Below are 15,721 nucleotides of genomic sequence, written 5' to 3' on the forward strand. Positions count from 1 at the left end.
CGGAGCCGTTCAGCGCAGCCGGCGGATGTCCCCGTACGCCCGGTAGAAGCCGCCCCGGCCGGCCTCCCGGACCTCGGCGACCAGGTAGCGCGCGCCCGGCTCCCGGATGCCCTTCGGGAACTGCACCGACCAGTCCCGCCGGTAGCCGTCGGAGAGCACCCGGATGCGCGTCCGGCCGCCCTGCTCGACGCACTGCACCACGACGCCGGCCCGGTCGTCGGTGGTCACCTCGACGGTGGTCCAGGCGGCCGGCTCGGGCAGCCGGGCCGGGGCCTTCACGTCGACCACCTCGGGCACGCTGCCCGCCTCGGCCGCCCGGATCGCCGGCTCGCTGGCGTCGATGCAGGCCAGGTAGCCACCGGTGGTCACCACGTACAGCCGCTCGTCGTGGTACTGCATGGAGTAGGCCGAGCCGCACCCGGTGCCGAGCTTCCACAGCCGGTTGCCGGCCTCGTCGAAGCAGTAGATCGAGGAGGCGCTGTCGCCTGCGAAGACGTACCGGCCGCCCTCGGCGGTGGCGCAGGAGAAGACCGCCGAGTCGCACCGGTAGGTGCGTTCGGCGCGCCCGTCCTTGCGCAGGCGCACCACCTCGCGGGTGCCGGTGCCGGCGAACACGGCGTCGCGCTCCTGCCAGCCGAAGAGCACCGCGCCGGTGCGGGTGTGCCACAGCTCACGCCCGGTCCGCCAGTCGTAGCCGGTGACCCCCTGAGAGTGGCCGTGGTAGAGGGCGTCGGGGTCGCACCGCACCATCCAGGCGGAGCGGCCGCGCCCGGGCCGGCGCCAGAGGAACTCGTCCTCGTGGTCGACCGCGGCGATGCCGCCCTCGCGGTCGGAGACACCCAGCACGCCGTCGTGGATGTCCAGCCAGTAGATGTCGATGTCCGGGGCGATCGCGTACGCCACGCGGGGCACCTTGCCGGAGAGGTCGTAGACGTTGCCGTCGTCGCAGCCCGCGTAGATCCAGGCGTCGTCGGCGACGATGCACTTCACCCCGTCGGGGAGGCGGACCTGGTGGAGCACCCGGGCGTCGTGGTCGAGCGTGGTGATCACGCCGTGCTCGTTGCCCACCATGCAGGTCCGCCCGTCGACGAAGATGCCGAACGCGGGCGCACCCGAGGCGTAGCGCCAGAGGACCGGTGCGGTGCGGGCGGTGGACCGGGTGCTGACGATCTGCCGGCGGGAGACCGCCCGCTTCTGGCGTACGCCGGGCACCGCCGGCGCGTAGCCCTTGCGGACCTTCTCGCCGATCTTCTTGGCGGCGGCGGCCCGGGCGCGGGCGTTGTCCGGATGGTTGCTGATCTTGACCTGGCCCTGGTCGCCGATCCGGCCGTAGCGCACGGTCATCGTGGTGTCGTCGACCACGACCTCGTAGAACTTGTGCGCTCCTCCGTCCACTTCGGACAGTTCGAGGTAAGTCGTCTCCTGCGACATGAAAGCCTCCGAGGGGAAGGGCCGGAACCGGCGACAGCGCCCACACGCTAACGACGCCCCCCGACAAAGATCGGGTCGTTCGGTCAGCGGCCGGCGTGGGAGAGGGCGTCGACGGCCTTGCGGGCGGCGATCAGCACCGGATCCCAGACCGGGGCGTACGGCGGCGCGTAGCCCAGGTCGAGCGCGGTCATCTCGTCCACTGTCATGTTGTTCCACAGCGCCACGGCCAGCGCGTCGATCCGCTTGGCCGCCTCGGACCAGCCGACGATCTGGGCGCCCAGCAGCCGGCCGCTGGGCCGCTCGGCGATCAGCTTGACCGTCATGGGCCGGGCTCCCGGGTAGTAGCCGGCCCGGTTGGTCGACTCGGCGAGCACGGTGACGAACTCGAAGCCGGCCGCGGTGGCGTCCCGCTCGCGCAGGCCGGTGCGCCCGACCTCCAGCTCGCAGACCTTCGTCACCGCCGTGCCGATCACGCCGGGGAACGTCGCGTATCCGCCGCCGATGTTGATGCCGGCGACCCGGCCCTGCTTGTTGGCGTGGGTGCCGAGCGGGATGTGCATCGGCAGGCCGCTGACCCGGTGCAGCGTCTCCACGCAGTCACCGGCCGCGAAGACACCGGGCGCCCCGGGCACCCGCATCCTCCGGTCGACGCGGATCGCCCCGGACGGGCCGACCGGCAGGCCGGCGGCCTCGCCGAGCGCGGTGTTCGGGCGTACGCCCAGGCCCAGCACCACGACGTCGGCCGGGATCGGCCCCTCGTTGGTGACCACCGCGGCGATCCGGCCGTCCCGCTCGTCGAGGCCGGTGACCGTCAGGCCGGAGCGGATGCCGATGCCGGTGCCGCGCATGGCCTCGGCCACCAGTTCGCCCATGTCCGGGTCCACGGTGGACATCGGCTGGTCGGCCTGCTCGACCAGGTCGACCGAGAGCCCGTGGTGCAGCAGCGCCTCGGCCATCTCGACCCCGATGTAGCCGCCGCCGACCACCACGGCGCGGCGGGGGCGGGGATCGCGCTCCAGCCAGTCCAGCAGGGCGGTGCCGTCGTCGAGGGTCTGCATGCCGAACACGCCGGCCACGCCGCCGAGGGCCCACTCGGGCTGGACGGGGCGCGCGCCGGTGGCGTACACGAGGGTGTCGAAGCCGGTGCGGACCTCGCCGCCGCCCTCCAGATCCCGGGCGACCACCTCGCGGCGGTCCAGGTCGATCTCGGTGACCTCGTGACGCAGCCGGACGTCGACGTCGAACTTGTCCCGGAACGTGGCCGGGTCGCGGGCGACGAGCTGGTCCCGCCCCGGGACCAGCCCGCTGACCCAGTAGGGGATGCCGCACGCCGAGTAGGAGGTGAAGTGGCCGCGCTCGAAGGCGACGATCTCCAGGTCGGCCCGGTCGCGGAGGCGCCGGGCCTGGGAGGCCGCCGACATGCCGGCGGCGTCCCCGCCGACGACGACCATCCGCTCCGCCACGACGCTCATCCTGTCACGCCGGCCCGGTCGGCGGGGGCGCTCAGCCCCGGGTCTGCCGCGCCACGTCCGCGACCACGTCGACCATCTTGCCGGTACGCGCGAAGACCGCCCGTTGCCGGGCCGCGCCGCTGCCGTGCCGGCGCAGCCCACCCAGCAGGTCGGTCACCCGGTCGAGGTCGCCGTGCCGCTCCAGTTCCGGGCGGACCCGCTCGACCAGCCCGTCCAGCAGCTCCCAGGCCGGGCGCAGCTCGCCGTCGGTCAGGTCGACGCCCTCGCCCTCCAGCCCGTCGTGGGCCGCCCGCCAGTGCGCGGCGACCAGCAGGTGGTGGTCGGTGTTGATGGCCGGCCGCCCCTCGGCGATCTCCGTCATGGCGGTGGCCACCAGGGCCCGGACCAGGGCGGCGACCAGCACCGCGTCGTCCACCGACGGGCAGACGTCACCGATCCGGATCTCCACGGTCGGGTACTTGGCGGAGAGCCGGGCGTACCAGTAGAGCATTCCCTCGTCGAGCATCATGCCGCTGGCGATGAGCTGCCGGATCAGCCGCTCGTAGTGCTCGTGCGACTCCAGCCAGGGGGTGGGCGCCACCGACGGCCAGCGCTCCCATTCCACGGAGCGCCAGCTCGCGTAGCCGGTGTCCTCGCCCTTGGCGAACGGGGAGTTGGCGGTGACCGCGTGCAGGATCGGCAGCCAGGGCCGGACGTGGTTGAGCACCTGCACCCCGATCTCCGCGTCCGGGATGCCGACGTGCACGTGCATGCCGTTGTTGCCCGGGCCGGGCACCAGCAGCCGGAACCGCTCGATCATCCGGTCGAAGCGGGGCTTGTCCACCACCGGCGGCACCGGCCCGTCCACCGGGCCGGTGCCGATGGCCAGCAGCTGGACGCCGGCCCGCTCGGCGGCGGCCGACAGCTCGGCGCGGAGCATGCCGAGCGAGTGCCGGATCGAGGAGAGTTCCAGCCCGGGTGGGCTGCCGATCTCGATCTGGCTGGTCTGGAACTCCCGCTCGACCTGGCCCCGCAGCTCGGCCGGCACCTGTTCCATGACCAGGTCGACGGCGGGCACCGCGGTCCCGGTGTGCGGGTCGACGAGAAGGAACTCCTCCTCCACGCCGACTGTCAGCAGGTCCGTGCCGCCCGGTGCGGCGCTCCGTTCCCGCTCCGCCACTGACCCGCTCATCGAGACCACCGTCCACTCCGTACCGGCCGCGGCACCGTGCCGCGCGGTCGACGCTCTGTTACCCACCGTGTCGGCGGGGGGAAACGCCCCGGACGGCGTGTCGTCGGCTACGCGCCGGTTCACGTCCCCCGTTCGGGTGGTCGCCGAGCCCCGGCGGGGACAGGGATTTCGCCCGCGCGGGCGGGCCGGCGGGCCGCGTGCCCGCGGTCGGGCCCGCCCCCGGCGCCCCGTCGCGGACGGTGACGACGGGGCCGAGAGGGCGGCGGCGTCGCGATCGTGTCCCGGGACGTGACAGCGGGTTCTAGAGTCAGCGTGTGATCGGGATGCTGGTGAGCGGGACGTGGGCGTACGCCCTCACCCTGCTCGCGGACCGCCCGGCCGGCCTGCTGGCCGGCGCGGCGGTGGCCGCGGCGCTGCTGCTGGCGACGCTGCTCGCGCTGCGGGTCCGGGCGCTGCCCGCGCCGCCCGCCGGCCCGCTCGCCGTCGCCCTGCGGGCCCGGGCCCGGCACCGCCGGGTGCCCCGCCAGGTCGACCCGGACGCACCGGGGCGGCCGCGTCCCCGCGCGCCCGGGCCGCGCCCCTCGGCCGCGTAGCCACCTCGCCGGGTCCTCCTCCGGCGCATGCTCGCCGCGCGGCCGGTTCCGTCGTCATCCGTCCCGCGGGACGCGCCGTCCCGCCGGGGCATCCGGAATCGGACCGAGGGGTCTTCCCATGCTCGCCTTCGCACCACTGCACGCCGCGGCGTCCGCCGCCGGCGCCGTCGTCACCTGGCTGGCCGACTCGCTCGCCCCGCTGGCCGGCGGGGCCGCCACGGCCGCCGCGATCGTCCTGTTCACCGTCGGGGTCCGGCTGCTGATCTCGCCGCTCACCCTGGCCCAGGTCCGCGGGGAGCGGCGCCGCGCGGCACTCGCCCCCGAGGTCCGCGACCTCCAGCGGCGGTACGCCGACGATCCCGGCCGCATGCAGAGCGAGTTGTTCGCGCTCTACCGGCGGGCCGGGGCGAGCCCGGTCGCGGGCTGCCTGCCGGCGCTGTTGCAGGCGCCGTTCTTCCTGGTCATGTACCGCCTCTTCGCCACCGGTGACGGCTACCCGCGGCTGCTGGACGAGAAGCTGGCCGGCGTACCGCTGGGGTGGCATCTCGGCGACGGGCTGACCGGCCCGGTGGTGGCGGTCTTCGGCGTGCTGCTGGGGGTGCTGCTGGTGCTGGCCTGGTGGTCGTCCCGGCGGGCGCGCCGGGCGGCCGCGGCCACCGGCACCATCGCCGGCGCGCCCACCGAGGGCCCGGGCGCCGCGGTGCTGGGCCGGCTCGTGCCGCTGCTGCCGTTCACCACGGTGCTGGTGGCGCTGGTGGTGCCGCTCGCGGCGGTGCTCTACCTGGTCACCACGACGGCGTGGACCGCGCTGGAGCAGGCGGTTCTGCGCCGGCCCCAGCCGGAAGGCATCGACGCACGTTGACAAGTGTGGGGACGGGCGCGTAGAAATCGCTCTCAAGAGAGCGCTCTCTCCTGCCCGTCCCCGCAGAGAGGCACCCCGATGAACCCTGTTCCGGCGGCCGCGGCCGCCCCCTCCGCCGTGCGCCGGTCCCGCCGGCGGCTCTCCCTGGCGGCCGCCGTGCTCGCCACCGCCACCGCCCTCGCGACCGTCACGATGACCGCGCACGCCGCCGTGCCGCCGCCGCCCACCGGCTGGAATCTGGTGTGGAGCGACGACTTCACCGGCGCGGCCGGCACCCTGCCCTCGTCGGCCAACTGGATCATCGACACCGGCACCAGCTACCCGGGTGGCCCGGGGAACTGGGGCACCGGTGAGATCCAGACCTACACCGCCAGCACCGCCAACCTGGCCCACGACGGTGCCGGCAACCTCCGGATCACCCCGCTCAAGGACGCCTCCGGGCGGTGGACCTCGGCCCGGATCGAGACGGTCCGCGCCAACTTCAAGCCACCGGCCGGGGGAGTCCTGGCCCTGGAGGGCCGGATCCAGATGCCCAACGTGACCGGGGCGCAGGCCGCCGGCTACTGGCCGGCCTTCTGGGCGCTCGGCTCCCCGTACCGGGGCAACTACCAGAACTGGCCGGGCATCGGCGAGTTCGACATCATGGAGAACGTCAACGGGATCAACTCGGTCTGGGGAGTGCTGCACTGCGGCGTCGCCCCGGGCGGGCCGTGCAACGAGTTCAACGGCATCGGGGCCTCCCGCGCCTGCCCGGGCAGCACCTGCCAGTCGGCGTTCCACACCTACCGCTTCGAGTGGGACGCCTCGATCAGCCCCCAGCAGTTGCGCTGGTACGTGGACGGTCAGCTGTTCCACACCGTGAGCCAGAACCAGGTCGGCGAACCGTACTGGGGTCAGATGACCAACCACGCCGGCTACTTCCTGCTGCTCAACGTGGCGATGGGCGGCGGCTTCCCGGACGGGGTGGCCGGCTCCGCGACCCCCACCGCGTCGACCGTCTCCGGCCGGCCCATGGTCGTCGACTACGTGGCCGCCTACACCCGCGGTGGCGGCGGCACGCCGTCGCCGACCCCGACCACGCCCCCGCCCGGCGGGGTGGTGGACGCGTACTCGACGATCCAGGCCGAGGCGTTCAGCGGGCAGAACGGGGTGCAGGTGGAGACGTGCGCCGAGGGCGGCCAGGACATCGGCTGGCTGGCCAACGGCGACTGGGCCCGCTACGACAACGTCGACTTCGGGGCCACGCCGCCGAAGGACTTCGTGGCCCGGGTCGCCTCCGGCGCGCCCGGCGGGGTGAGCGGGCTGGTTCAGGTGCGGGTGGACAGCCCGACCAACGCGCCGATCGGCAGCTTCGCGGTCGCCAACACCGGCGGCTGGCAGAGCTGGCGCTCGGTGCCCGGCAACCTCGCCGCCGTCACCGGTCGGCACACCGTCTACCTGACCTTCAGCAGCGGCCAGCCGGCCGACTTCGTCAACGTCAACTGGTTCACCTTCCGGCGCTGAGCGGCCGGCCCGGGGGTCCCCCGCGGGGGACCCCCGGTCTGCCTCTGGACAGAAACAGTTAACAGTCTTAATAATGAGCGCACGTCGACGGTCGTAAATGCCCACCCTCCACCACAACGGTCCCCCTGGAGGACGCCGTGAGACTCCGCTCCACCCGCCTGGCGACATTCGCCGTCGCGCTCGCCACCGCTCTGGTCGCGGGCACCGTGCTGGCCGCGCCGCCCGCCTCCGCCGCCACCGCGGCCTTCCTCCGCACCTCCAGCTGGAGCAGCGGGTACGAGGCCAAATTCACCGTCACCAACAACAGTTCGGCCGGCATCTCCTCGTGGAACGTCCAGTTCGACCTGCCCGCCGGCAGCACCCTCGGCTCCTTCTGGGACGCCCGGCTGACCACCTCCGGCCAGCACGTCACCGCCGTGAACCAGTCCTGGAACGGCGCACTCGCCCCGGGTGCCAGCACCAGCTTCGGCTTCATCGTCAGCGGCACCGGCGACCCGGTCAACTGCACGGTCAACGGCGGCTCGTGCACCGGCGGGGGCGGCGGCAACCCGGGCGCCCCGGCAACCCCGGGCGGGCTGCGGGTCACCGGCACCACCAACACCTCGGTCTCGCTGGCCTGGAACGCCGTCTCCGGCACGGTCACCGGCTACCGGCTCTACGAGGGCGGCACCGTGCGGGCCACCGTCACCGGCACCTCGGCCACCGTCTCCGGGCTGGCCGCCTGCACCGGGCACAGCTACACCGTGGCCGCGTACAACGCCAGTGGTGAGTCGGCGAAGTCGCCGGCGGTGTCGGCCACCACCACCGGCTGCACCGGCGGCGGTGGCGGCGCGATGGCCGCCGCGCCCTACCTCTACCCGGGCTGGGGCGACCCGCCCGCGCCGTCGACCGTGATGGGCGCGACCGGGATCAAGTGGTTCACCATCGCGTTCGTGCTCTCCGGCGGCGGCTGCACCCCGGCCTGGGACGGCAGCGGCCCGCTCACCGGCGGCGCGCACGCCAGCACCATCGCCGCGATCAAGGCGGCCGGCGGCGACGTCATTCCGTCCTTCGGCGGCTGGAGCGGCAACAAACTCGGCCCGAACTGCGCCTCCGCGAGCGCGCTGGCCGGCGCCTACCAGCAGGTCATCAACGCGTACGGCCTCAAGGCGATCGACATCGACATCGAGAACAGCGACGAGTTCGAGAACGAGGTGGTGCAGGACCGGATCCTGGACGCCTTGAAGATCGTCAAGCAGAACAACCCCGGGATCAGGACGATCGTCACCTTCGGCACCTCGACCACCGGGCCGTCGTACTACGGCACCCGGCTGATCAACCAGGCCGCCGCCAAGGGCGCCAACATCGACGTCTTCACCATCATGCCGTTCGACTTCGGCGGCGGCGCGAACATGTACCAGAGCACGGTCAACGCGGCGGAAGGCCTGAAGAACGCGCTGAAGACGGCCTTCGGCTGGTCCGACGCCACCGCCTACGCCCACATGGGCATCTCCGGCATGAACGGCCTCTCCGACCAGCAGGAGCTGACCTCCCCGGCCACCTGGACGCAGATCCGGGACTGGGCCAAGGCCCGCGGCCTCGCCCGGTTCACCTTCTGGGCGGTCAACCGGGACCGGCCCTGCCCGGGCGGCGGCGTGGTCTCCAACTGCTCCGGCATCGCCCAGAACACCTGGGAGTTCACCAGCATCACCGCGGGATTCTGATCCCGAGCCGCGGTCAGCGCCCGGCGGTCATCGACTGCCGGGCGCGCCGCCGGCGTACCTTCTTGACCACCCAGGCCGCGATGGTCACGCCGAAGACCGCGAAGATCGCGTAGTTGAACCACTGGCTGTAGCGGTCGACCTCCCGCCAGCGGGAGCCGAGCGCGAAACCCGCCCCGACGATCAGCGCGTTCCACACCCCGCTGCCCAGCGTGGTGAGCAGGATGAACTCGCCCAGCGGCATGCGGTTGGCGCCGGCCGGCACGGAGACCAGGCTGCGCACCACCGGCACCACCCGGCCGAACAGCACCGCCCACCGGCCGTGGCGCTCGAACCAGCGGTCGGCCTTCTCCAGGTCCTCCCGGTCCACCAGCGGAATGTGGTCCAGCCAGCGCTTCAGCCGTTCCTCGCCGAGCGCTGCCCCGAGCCAGTAGAGCACCAGCGCGCCGAGCAGCGAGCCGGCCGTCGCGGCCAGCACGATCAGCACCACGTTGAACCGGCCCTCGGCGGCGAGGTAACCCGCCATGGCCAGCACGACCTCGCTCGGGATCGGCGGGACGATGCTCTCCAGGGCGACCAGCAGGGCCACCCCCACCGCGCCGAACGAGTCGATCACGGTCGCCACCCAGCCGGTCAGCCCGGTGAACTGGTTCGGATCGACGTCTTGGGCGTGTGCCATGGGCGTCCTTCCGCGCGGTGCCGGGGATCCGGAACAGGTACCCCGACCCGGGCCGGTCACACCTGCCGGTGATCGGCCCCACGGGCGTGGGCTCAGCCCTCCGGGTGCAGCGCGGCGTCCGCCGGCCCCCGCCGCCAGCCGGTGAAGCGGACCACCAGGCCGCCCCGGCTCGGCGAGCAGCAGTACGGCCCGGCCGCCGCCCCGGCCCCCGGGTCCAGCGGGGCCACCCGGACCAGCCGCCACGGCTCGGCGTCCACCCGCGCGCGGACGGTCAGCGCGTCCCCGGCCCGGCTGACCCGGACCGTCACGTCCCGCCCCGACCATTCCGGCACCGGCGCCACCGACCAGTCCGACCGCTCGTCGGTGACCACGGCGCCGACCTGCGGCTGCCCGTCGCTGACCTCCACGCCGGCCTTGGTCCACCGCCGCTCGTCCACCCGGACCAGCACCCCGGCCTGGTCGAACTGGGCGGCGTAGTCGAGCCGGAAGCTCACCTCCACGGCACTGTCCACGGGGAACGGGGCGAGCAGCGCGGAGCCGTCGTCGTGCACGAAGCCGTAACTGGTCCGCCGCCAGAAGTCGCTGCCTCCGCGCGGCTGCACCAGCAGCGCGTCACCGGCGGGCTCAGCCCGCTCCGGCGGGTTGAGCCAGGTGCCCACGGACCAGTCGAGGACGTGCGCGTCGGCGTTCATGCGGGCACCGTACCGGCCGGGCGGCGGGCTGTGGGGTTTGCCGCAGCCGCGCGCCGGAGAAGTAGACGGAGCATGAGTGACAGGTGGTATCAGGAGGCGGTCGTCTACTGCCTCGACGTGGACACGTTCGCCGACTCCGACGGCGACGGGGTGGGTGACTTCCGGGGCCTCATCGGCCGGCTGGACTACCTGGCCCGGCTCGGGGTGACCTGCCTCTGGCTGCACCCGATCCACCCGTCGCCGAACCGGGACGACGGCTACGACGCCACCGACTTCTACAACGTCAGCCCTCGGCTGGGCACCCTCGGCGACTTCGCCGAGCTGCTGCACCAGGCGCGGAACCGGGGCATCCGGGTGATCATCGACCTGGTGGTCAACCACACCTCGGACGAGCACCCCTGGTTCCAGTCCGCGCGCTCCTCGCCCGACTCGCCGTACCGCAACTGGTACGTGTGGAGCGACGAGGCGCCGCCGGACCGGCACCAGGGCATGGTCTTCCCCGGCGAGCAGAGCGAGACGTGGAGCTACGACCGCACCGCGAAGGCCTGGTACTACCACCGCTTCTACAAGTTCCAGCCGGACCTGAACGTCGCCAACCCCGAGGTCCGCGCCGAGATCAAGAAGGTCATGTCGTTCTGGCTCCAGCTCGGCGTCTCCGGTTTCCGGATGGACGCGGTGCCGTTCATCATCGAGCTGACCGAGCCCGGCAACCCGGACTCGCCCAAGGACCTGGAGTTCCTCACCGAGCTGCGCCAGCACGTGCAGTGGCGGCGGGGCGACGCGGTCCTGCTGGCCGAGGCGAACGTCGAGCCCGACCAGCTGCCGGTCTACTTCGGCGACAGCGGCGGCTCGGCCAACCGGATCCACATGCTGTTCGACTTCATGATGAACGGGCGGCTGATGCTGGCCCTGGCCCGGCAGGACCCGGAACCGGTGATCGAGGCGCTGCGCGACACCCCGGCCCTGCCCGAGGGCGGGCAGTGGGCCACCTTCCTGCGCAACCACGACGAGATCGACCTGTCCCGGCTCACCGCAGAACAGCGCAACCAGGTGTACGCGCAGTTCGGCCCGGACGAGGACATGCGCCTCTACGGCCGGGGCATCCGCCGCCGGCTGGCCCCGATGCTCGGCAACGACCGCCGCCGCATCGAGCTGGCGTACGCGCTCCAGTTCTCGCTGCGCGGCACGCCGGTGCTGCGCTACGGCGAGGAGATCGGGATGGGCGAGGACCTGTCGCTGCCCGGCCGGGAGGCGATCCGCACGCCGATGCAGTGGTCGTACAAGGAGAACGGCGGTTTCTCCACGGCCGACCCGGAGAAGCTGGTCCGCCCGGTGCTCGACAAGGGCGAGTACGGCTACCAGAAGGTCAACGTGACCGCCCAGCGCAAGGACCCGAGGTCGCTGCTGGGCTGGTTCGAGCGGATGATCCGTACCCTCCGGGAGGCCCCGGAGATCGGCTCGGGGAGCACCAGCCACATCGACGTGGCGATGCCACCCGGGGTGCTCGCGCACCGGGCCGACGGGCCGACCGGGACGATGGTCTTCCTGCACAACCTGGGCACCGAGGACGCCGAGGTCGACCTGAGCGTCCTCGCCCCGGAGGCCGACCTGCCGATCGACGTGCTCACCGACCGCAACTACGAGGAGGTCGGCAAGCTGGACCGGCTGAAGCTCGCCGGCTACGGCTACCGGTGGATCCGGATCCGCCGGGGCAGCGGCCTCTGACGGCCGGCCCGGCGTTAAGCTCCTTCGATCGAGCCCAAGTTACCGGGAGGTAATCATGTCGGAGGAGCCCCGCGTCGCCATCGTGACCGGAGCCGCGCGCGGCATCGGCGCGGCCACCGCCCGCCGGCTGGCCGCCGACGGCATGGCCGTCGCCGTGGTCGACATCGAGGAGTCGGCGACCAAGGAGACCGTGGACGCCATCGCCGCCGCCGGCGGACGGGCGCTCGGCGTCGGCGCCGACGTGTCCGACCGGGCCCAGGTGGAGGCCGCCGTCGAGCGGGTCGCCGCCGGGCTGGGCGCGCCGACCGTGCTGGTCAACAACGCCGGCGTGCTCCGCGACAACCTGCTGTTCAAGATGACCGACGCCGACTGGGACACCGTCATGGGCGTGCACCTGCGCGGCGCGTTCCTGTTCAGCCAGGCCACCCAGAAGCACATGGTCGAGCGGAAGTGGGGCCGGATCGTCAACCTCTCCAGCACCTCGGCGCTGGGCAACCGGGGCCAGGCGAACTACTCGGCCGCCAAGGCCGGCCTGCAGGGCTTCACCAAGACCCTCGCCATCGAGCTGGGCCCGTTCGGGGTGACCGTCAACGCGGTCGCGCCGGGCTTCATCGTCACCGACATGACCGCCGCCACGGCGGCCCGCATGAAGGTCGACTTCTCCGCCCTCCAGGAGCACGCCGCCGCGGAGATCCCGGTGCGCCGCACCGGCCGGCCGGAGGATGTTGCGCACACCATCTCGTTCCTGGCCAGCGAGGGCGCGTCCTTCGTCTCCGGCCAGGTCATCTACGTCGCCGGCGGTCCCAAGGACTGACCCGGGCGAGTTCCACCCCGGCGCGGCCCCCTCAGGCGGGGTCGTGCCGGGTGCGCCAGAGCCAGAGCAGGCCGAGCACCGGCAGCACCAGCGGGATGTAGCCGTAGCCGCTGCCGAAGCCCGACCAGACCGTCTCGTCCGGGAACAGCTCCCGGTCGGCCAGGCTGAGGATGCCGACGCCGACCACCCCGACCAGCTCCACCGAGCAGCAGGCCAGCGCGACCCGGCGGCCGGCGTGCCCGGCCCGGGCCAGCCCGACCGCCGCCACGATGTAGATGAGCGCGGCCAGCGCGGAGAGCAGGTACGCCACCGGCGCCTCGTCGAACTTCGTGGCGATCTGGAGCCCGGCCCGCGAGGTCGCGGCGATGGCGAAGAGGATGTAGACCGCGATCAGCAACCGGCCCGGCCCCCGGTTCGTCGCCCGCTGCTCAGCCACCGACGACCTCCCAGGTCTGCTGCAACCGGACCACGACCACGGGGGTGACCAGGCAGACGGCGCAGACGATCGCCGAGCCCCACCGGGTCGGCTCCATCCGGGCCAGCACCCAGGCGAGCGGCGGCAGGCAGACCAGCGTCACCAGGTAGCCGAAGAACGCCCCCGGCTCGCCCGGCCGCTCGCCGCCGCCGATCGCGACCAGCGCGACCACGGCGAGCGCCAGCAGGGCCACCTCCAGCACGGCCAGGCCGACGAACTGGAGCCGGTCGGGCGCGCGGTGGCGTACGGCCGCCACCAGGGCCCAGACCGCGATGAGGAGCGACAGCACGATCGAGGCCGTCGCGAGGATCCCGTCCACCGGCGAGCCGGCCGCCGCGGCGGTGGTCATCGACGCCGTTCCGGCGCAGTCGAGTTCACCGGCACAGCCTACTAATCGGCGTAGTAGCCACCGTCGCCCGGCTCTCCGGCGGGGTCGCGGCGCGCCGGCCGGGCCGGGCGACTAGCGTGGATCACGGCCACCGGCGTACGCCGTGGCGGAGGACGACAGCAGGGGGTCCTGGTGCGGTTCGGCTTGTTCGGCACGGGTCACTGGGCGGCGGAGACGCACGCCGCGGCCATCGACGCGCACCCGCGGGCCGAGCTGGCCGGGGTCTGGGGGCGTGACGCGGCGAAGGCCGCCACGCTGGCCACCCGGCACGGCGTACCGGTCTTCGAGGACGTGGACGCGCTGCTCGCCGCCTGCGACGCCATCGCCGTGGCGCTGCCGCCGGACGTGCAGGCCGAGATCGCCGTCCGGGCCGCCACCGCGGGGCGGCACCTGCTGCTGGACAAGCCGCTGGCGCTGAGCCTCGCCGACGCCGACCGGGTGGTCGCCGCCGCGCAGGCGTCCGGGGTGGCCTCGGTGGTCTTCTTCACGCAGCGGTTCCACCCGAACGTCACCGGCTTCCTCGCCTCGACGGCGGCGGCCGGGGGCTGGCAGCACGCCCGGGCGACCATGTTCGCCTCGATCTACCAGCCGGGGAACCCGTACGGGAACTCGCAGTGGCGGCGCGACCGGGGCGCGCTCTGGGACATCGGCCCGCACGCGCTGTCGCTGATCCTGCCGGTGCTCGGCCGGGTCACCCGGGTCGCCGCCATGGACGGCCCGAGTGGCCTGGTGCACCTGCTGCTCACCCACGACGGCGGCGCGACCAGCACCCTCTCCCTCACCCTCGACGCGCCGGCCGAGGCGGTCACCCGGGACTTCGTCTTCTTCGGCGAGAACGGCACCGAGACCGTCCCGCCCGGCGACGGCAGCGTGCTCCAGGCGTTCGGCACGGCCATCGACCAGCTGCTGGAGGAGGTCGACGCGGGCACCCGCGACCACCGCTGCGACGTCCGGTTCGGGCGTGAGGTGGTGGCGGTGCTGGACGCCGCCGAGACCGCCCGCAGCGAGCGGCGCACCGTCGACCTCTGAGGAATTCCGTCGCGGGCCGGCCGGGTCGCCGCTAGCCTGGCCGGCATGTTCACGCATGCCCTGATCGACGTGGCCGTCGCGCCGGCCGCGCGGGGGCTCCTCCTGGTCGCCCGCCCGCGGGTCCGGCGCCCGGCCCTGGCCGGCCGGGACGCCCACCGCGCCTGACCTGACCGTCCGCACCGCCGGCCCCTGACCGGGCCGGCCGCCGCCGGCTGCCCGGTGCGCCGCCGCCCGCCCCGATCCGGGGTGTGGCCGCCGCGTCCCCGCCGAATCTCCAGGGTCGTCCGAGTCCCGATCCGCTCGGACAGGCCCGCCTCCGCGCCGCCTGTCCGTTCCCGTCGCCGTTAGGCGACAGACAGGACGATCCCGTGGCGCCCCGCCGATTCCGTACCACCGCACGCGACCGGTCCCGTCGCGCGCTGTCCCAGAACTTCCTCGCCGACCCGGCCGCCGTCGCGCGGGTGCTCCGGGCCGCCCGCCCCGGCCCGGACGACCTGCTGCTGGAGGTGGGCGCCGGGCGCGGCCAGCTGACCCGGCCGCTCGCCGCCCGGTGCGGCCGGCTGGTCGCGTACGAGGTGGACCCGGCCGTGCTGCCGGAGCTGACCGCGGCCTGCGCCGACCTGCCGCACGTCGAGGTCCGGGCGGCCGACTTCCTGGCCGCCGCCCCGCCCGCCGAGCCGTTCGCGGTCGTCGGCAACATTCCCTGGTCGCTGACCGCCGCCGTGGTCCGCTGGTGCCTCGCCGCGCCTCGCCTGCGGTCGGCCACCCTGCTCACCCAGCTCGACTACGCGCGCAAGCGCACCGGTGACCACGGCCGGTGGAGCCGGCTCACCGTCCTCACCTGGCCCGAGCACCACTGGCGGCTGGCCGGCCGGGTGCCCCGGGCCGCGTTCCGGCCGGTGCCCGCCGCCGACGGTGGGCTGCTGCGCGTGGAGCGCCGCCCGGAGCCGCTGCTGCCCCGGGCGGCGCTGCCCGCGTACCGGCGGATGGTGGAGCTGGGCTTCGGCGGGGTCGGCGGCTCGCTGGCCGCCTCCCTGCGCACCGGCTACCCGCGCCGGCGGGTCGACGGCGCGCTGCGGGCCGCCCGGCTCGCGCCGGACACCCCGGTCGGGCTGGTCTGGCCCGAGCAGTGGCTCGTGCTGTTCCGGCTGCTGCACGCCGGGCACCCCGACCGGGGCGGGTGGTGA

The 15,721-nt window shown here is 73.8% G+C and carries 14 protein-coding genes and 1 pseudogene; 8 read left to right on the plus strand and 7 right to left on the minus strand.

Translation table 11 applies throughout. From position 1 onward, the window contains the following. Positions 1 to 9: 9 nt before the first annotated feature. The 3 genes from RMN56_RS16910 to RMN56_RS16920 all read right to left on the minus strand — a co-directional run bounded on the left by RMN56_RS16910 (position 10) and on the right by RMN56_RS16920 (position 4,083). Positions 10 to 1,431: a WGR domain-containing protein gene (locus RMN56_RS16910; protein ID WP_313718402.1), complete on the minus strand. Its 1,422-nt coding sequence runs from the start codon at positions 1,429 to 1,431 to the stop codon at positions 10 to 12. A gap of 83 nt (positions 1,432 to 1,514) precedes the next feature. After that, the gene (locus tag RMN56_RS16915; RefSeq protein WP_313724764.1) at positions 1,515 to 2,894 is read right to left on the minus strand and encodes an FAD-dependent oxidoreductase; all 1,380 of its coding nucleotides are present in this window, start codon (positions 2,892 to 2,894) and stop codon (positions 1,515 to 1,517) included. A gap of 40 nt (positions 2,895 to 2,934) precedes the next feature. Further along, positions 2,935 to 4,083, minus strand: coding sequence for a carboxylate-amine ligase (locus tag RMN56_RS16920; RefSeq protein ID WP_313718404.1), 1,149 nt, complete (start codon positions 4,081 to 4,083; stop codon positions 2,935 to 2,937). A 314-nt stretch (positions 4,084 to 4,397) separates the two neighbouring features. Here RMN56_RS16920 and RMN56_RS16925 point away from each other — a divergent pair, with 314 nt between their 5' ends. The 4 genes from RMN56_RS16925 to RMN56_RS16940 all read left to right on the plus strand — a co-directional run bounded on the left by RMN56_RS16925 (position 4,398) and on the right by RMN56_RS16940 (position 8,735). Next, a complete protein-coding gene (locus RMN56_RS16925; RefSeq protein ID WP_313724765.1) occupies positions 4,398 to 4,667 on the plus strand; it encodes a DUF6412 domain-containing protein in 270 nt (89 codons plus the stop codon). Positions 4,668 to 4,785: 118 nt separating this feature from the next. Beyond that, positions 4,786 to 5,529, plus strand: coding sequence for a YidC/Oxa1 family membrane protein insertase (locus tag RMN56_RS16930; RefSeq protein ID WP_313718405.1), 744 nt, complete (start codon positions 4,786 to 4,788; stop codon positions 5,527 to 5,529). A 78-nt stretch (positions 5,530 to 5,607) separates the two neighbouring features. Further along, the gene (locus RMN56_RS16935; protein ID WP_313718406.1) at positions 5,608 to 7,032 is read left to right on the plus strand and encodes a carbohydrate-binding protein; all 1,425 of its coding nucleotides are present in this window, start codon (positions 5,608 to 5,610) and stop codon (positions 7,030 to 7,032) included. Positions 7,033 to 7,169: 137 nt separating this feature from the next. Then, positions 7,170 to 8,735, plus strand: a complete 1,566-nt coding sequence (locus RMN56_RS16940; protein ID WP_313718407.1) for a cellulose binding domain-containing protein — start codon at positions 7,170 to 7,172, stop codon at positions 8,733 to 8,735. Between the two features lie 13 nt (positions 8,736 to 8,748). Here RMN56_RS16940 and RMN56_RS16945 read toward each other — a convergent pair whose 3' ends face one another. Both RMN56_RS16945 and RMN56_RS16950 read right to left on the minus strand, forming a co-directional pair. Further along, positions 8,749 to 9,411: a DedA family protein gene (locus RMN56_RS16945; RefSeq protein WP_313718408.1), complete on the minus strand. Its 663-nt coding sequence runs from the start codon at positions 9,409 to 9,411 to the stop codon at positions 8,749 to 8,751. Between the two features lie 92 nt (positions 9,412 to 9,503). Next, positions 9,504 to 10,103, minus strand: a complete 600-nt coding sequence (locus RMN56_RS16950; protein ID WP_313718409.1) for a DUF1349 domain-containing protein — start codon at positions 10,101 to 10,103, stop codon at positions 9,504 to 9,506. A 72-nt stretch (positions 10,104 to 10,175) separates the two neighbouring features. On the opposite strand from RMN56_RS16950, the gene RMN56_RS16955 reads away from it, so the two are divergent. Both RMN56_RS16955 and fabG read left to right on the plus strand, forming a co-directional pair. Then, positions 10,176 to 11,828 carry an alpha-amylase family protein gene (locus tag RMN56_RS16955; protein ID WP_313718410.1) on the plus strand — a complete coding sequence of 551 codons (1,653 nt, stop codon included), beginning with the start codon at positions 10,176 to 10,178 and terminating at the stop codon, positions 11,826 to 11,828. Between the two features lie 55 nt (positions 11,829 to 11,883). Continuing rightward, positions 11,884 to 12,642, plus strand: a complete 759-nt coding sequence (fabG, locus tag RMN56_RS16960; protein WP_313718411.1) for a 3-oxoacyl-ACP reductase FabG — start codon at positions 11,884 to 11,886, stop codon at positions 12,640 to 12,642. On the opposite strand, the pseudogene RMN56_RS16965 reads toward fabG, so the two are convergent. Both RMN56_RS16965 and RMN56_RS16970 read right to left on the minus strand, forming a co-directional pair. Further along, positions 12,615 to 13,078 (minus strand): annotated as a pseudogene (locus RMN56_RS16965) (hypothetical protein). The gene fabG and the pseudogene RMN56_RS16965 overlap by 28 nt on opposite strands. Continuing rightward, positions 13,071 to 13,466, minus strand: coding sequence for a hypothetical protein (locus RMN56_RS16970; protein ID WP_313718413.1), 396 nt, complete (start codon positions 13,464 to 13,466; stop codon positions 13,071 to 13,073). Before RMN56_RS16970 ends, RMN56_RS16965 begins: the two are co-directional and overlap by 8 nt. 168 nt (positions 13,467 to 13,634) lie before the next feature. Between RMN56_RS16970 and RMN56_RS16975 the strand changes: the two genes are divergently transcribed. Next, positions 13,635 to 14,534, plus strand: a complete 900-nt coding sequence (locus RMN56_RS16975; RefSeq protein ID WP_313724766.1) for a Gfo/Idh/MocA family protein — start codon at positions 13,635 to 13,637, stop codon at positions 14,532 to 14,534. Between the two features lie 368 nt (positions 14,535 to 14,902). Beyond that, positions 14,903 to 15,721 carry an ErmE/ErmH/ErmO/ErmR family 23S rRNA (adenine(2058)-N(6))-methyltransferase gene (gene erm, locus RMN56_RS16980; RefSeq protein ID WP_313718414.1) on the plus strand — a complete coding sequence of 273 codons (819 nt, stop codon included), beginning with the start codon at positions 14,903 to 14,905 and terminating at the stop codon, positions 15,719 to 15,721.

Source organism: Micromonospora halotolerans, from assembly GCF_032108445.1.
Taxonomy (GTDB): Bacteria; Actinomycetota; Actinomycetes; order Mycobacteriales; family Micromonosporaceae; genus Micromonospora; species Micromonospora halotolerans.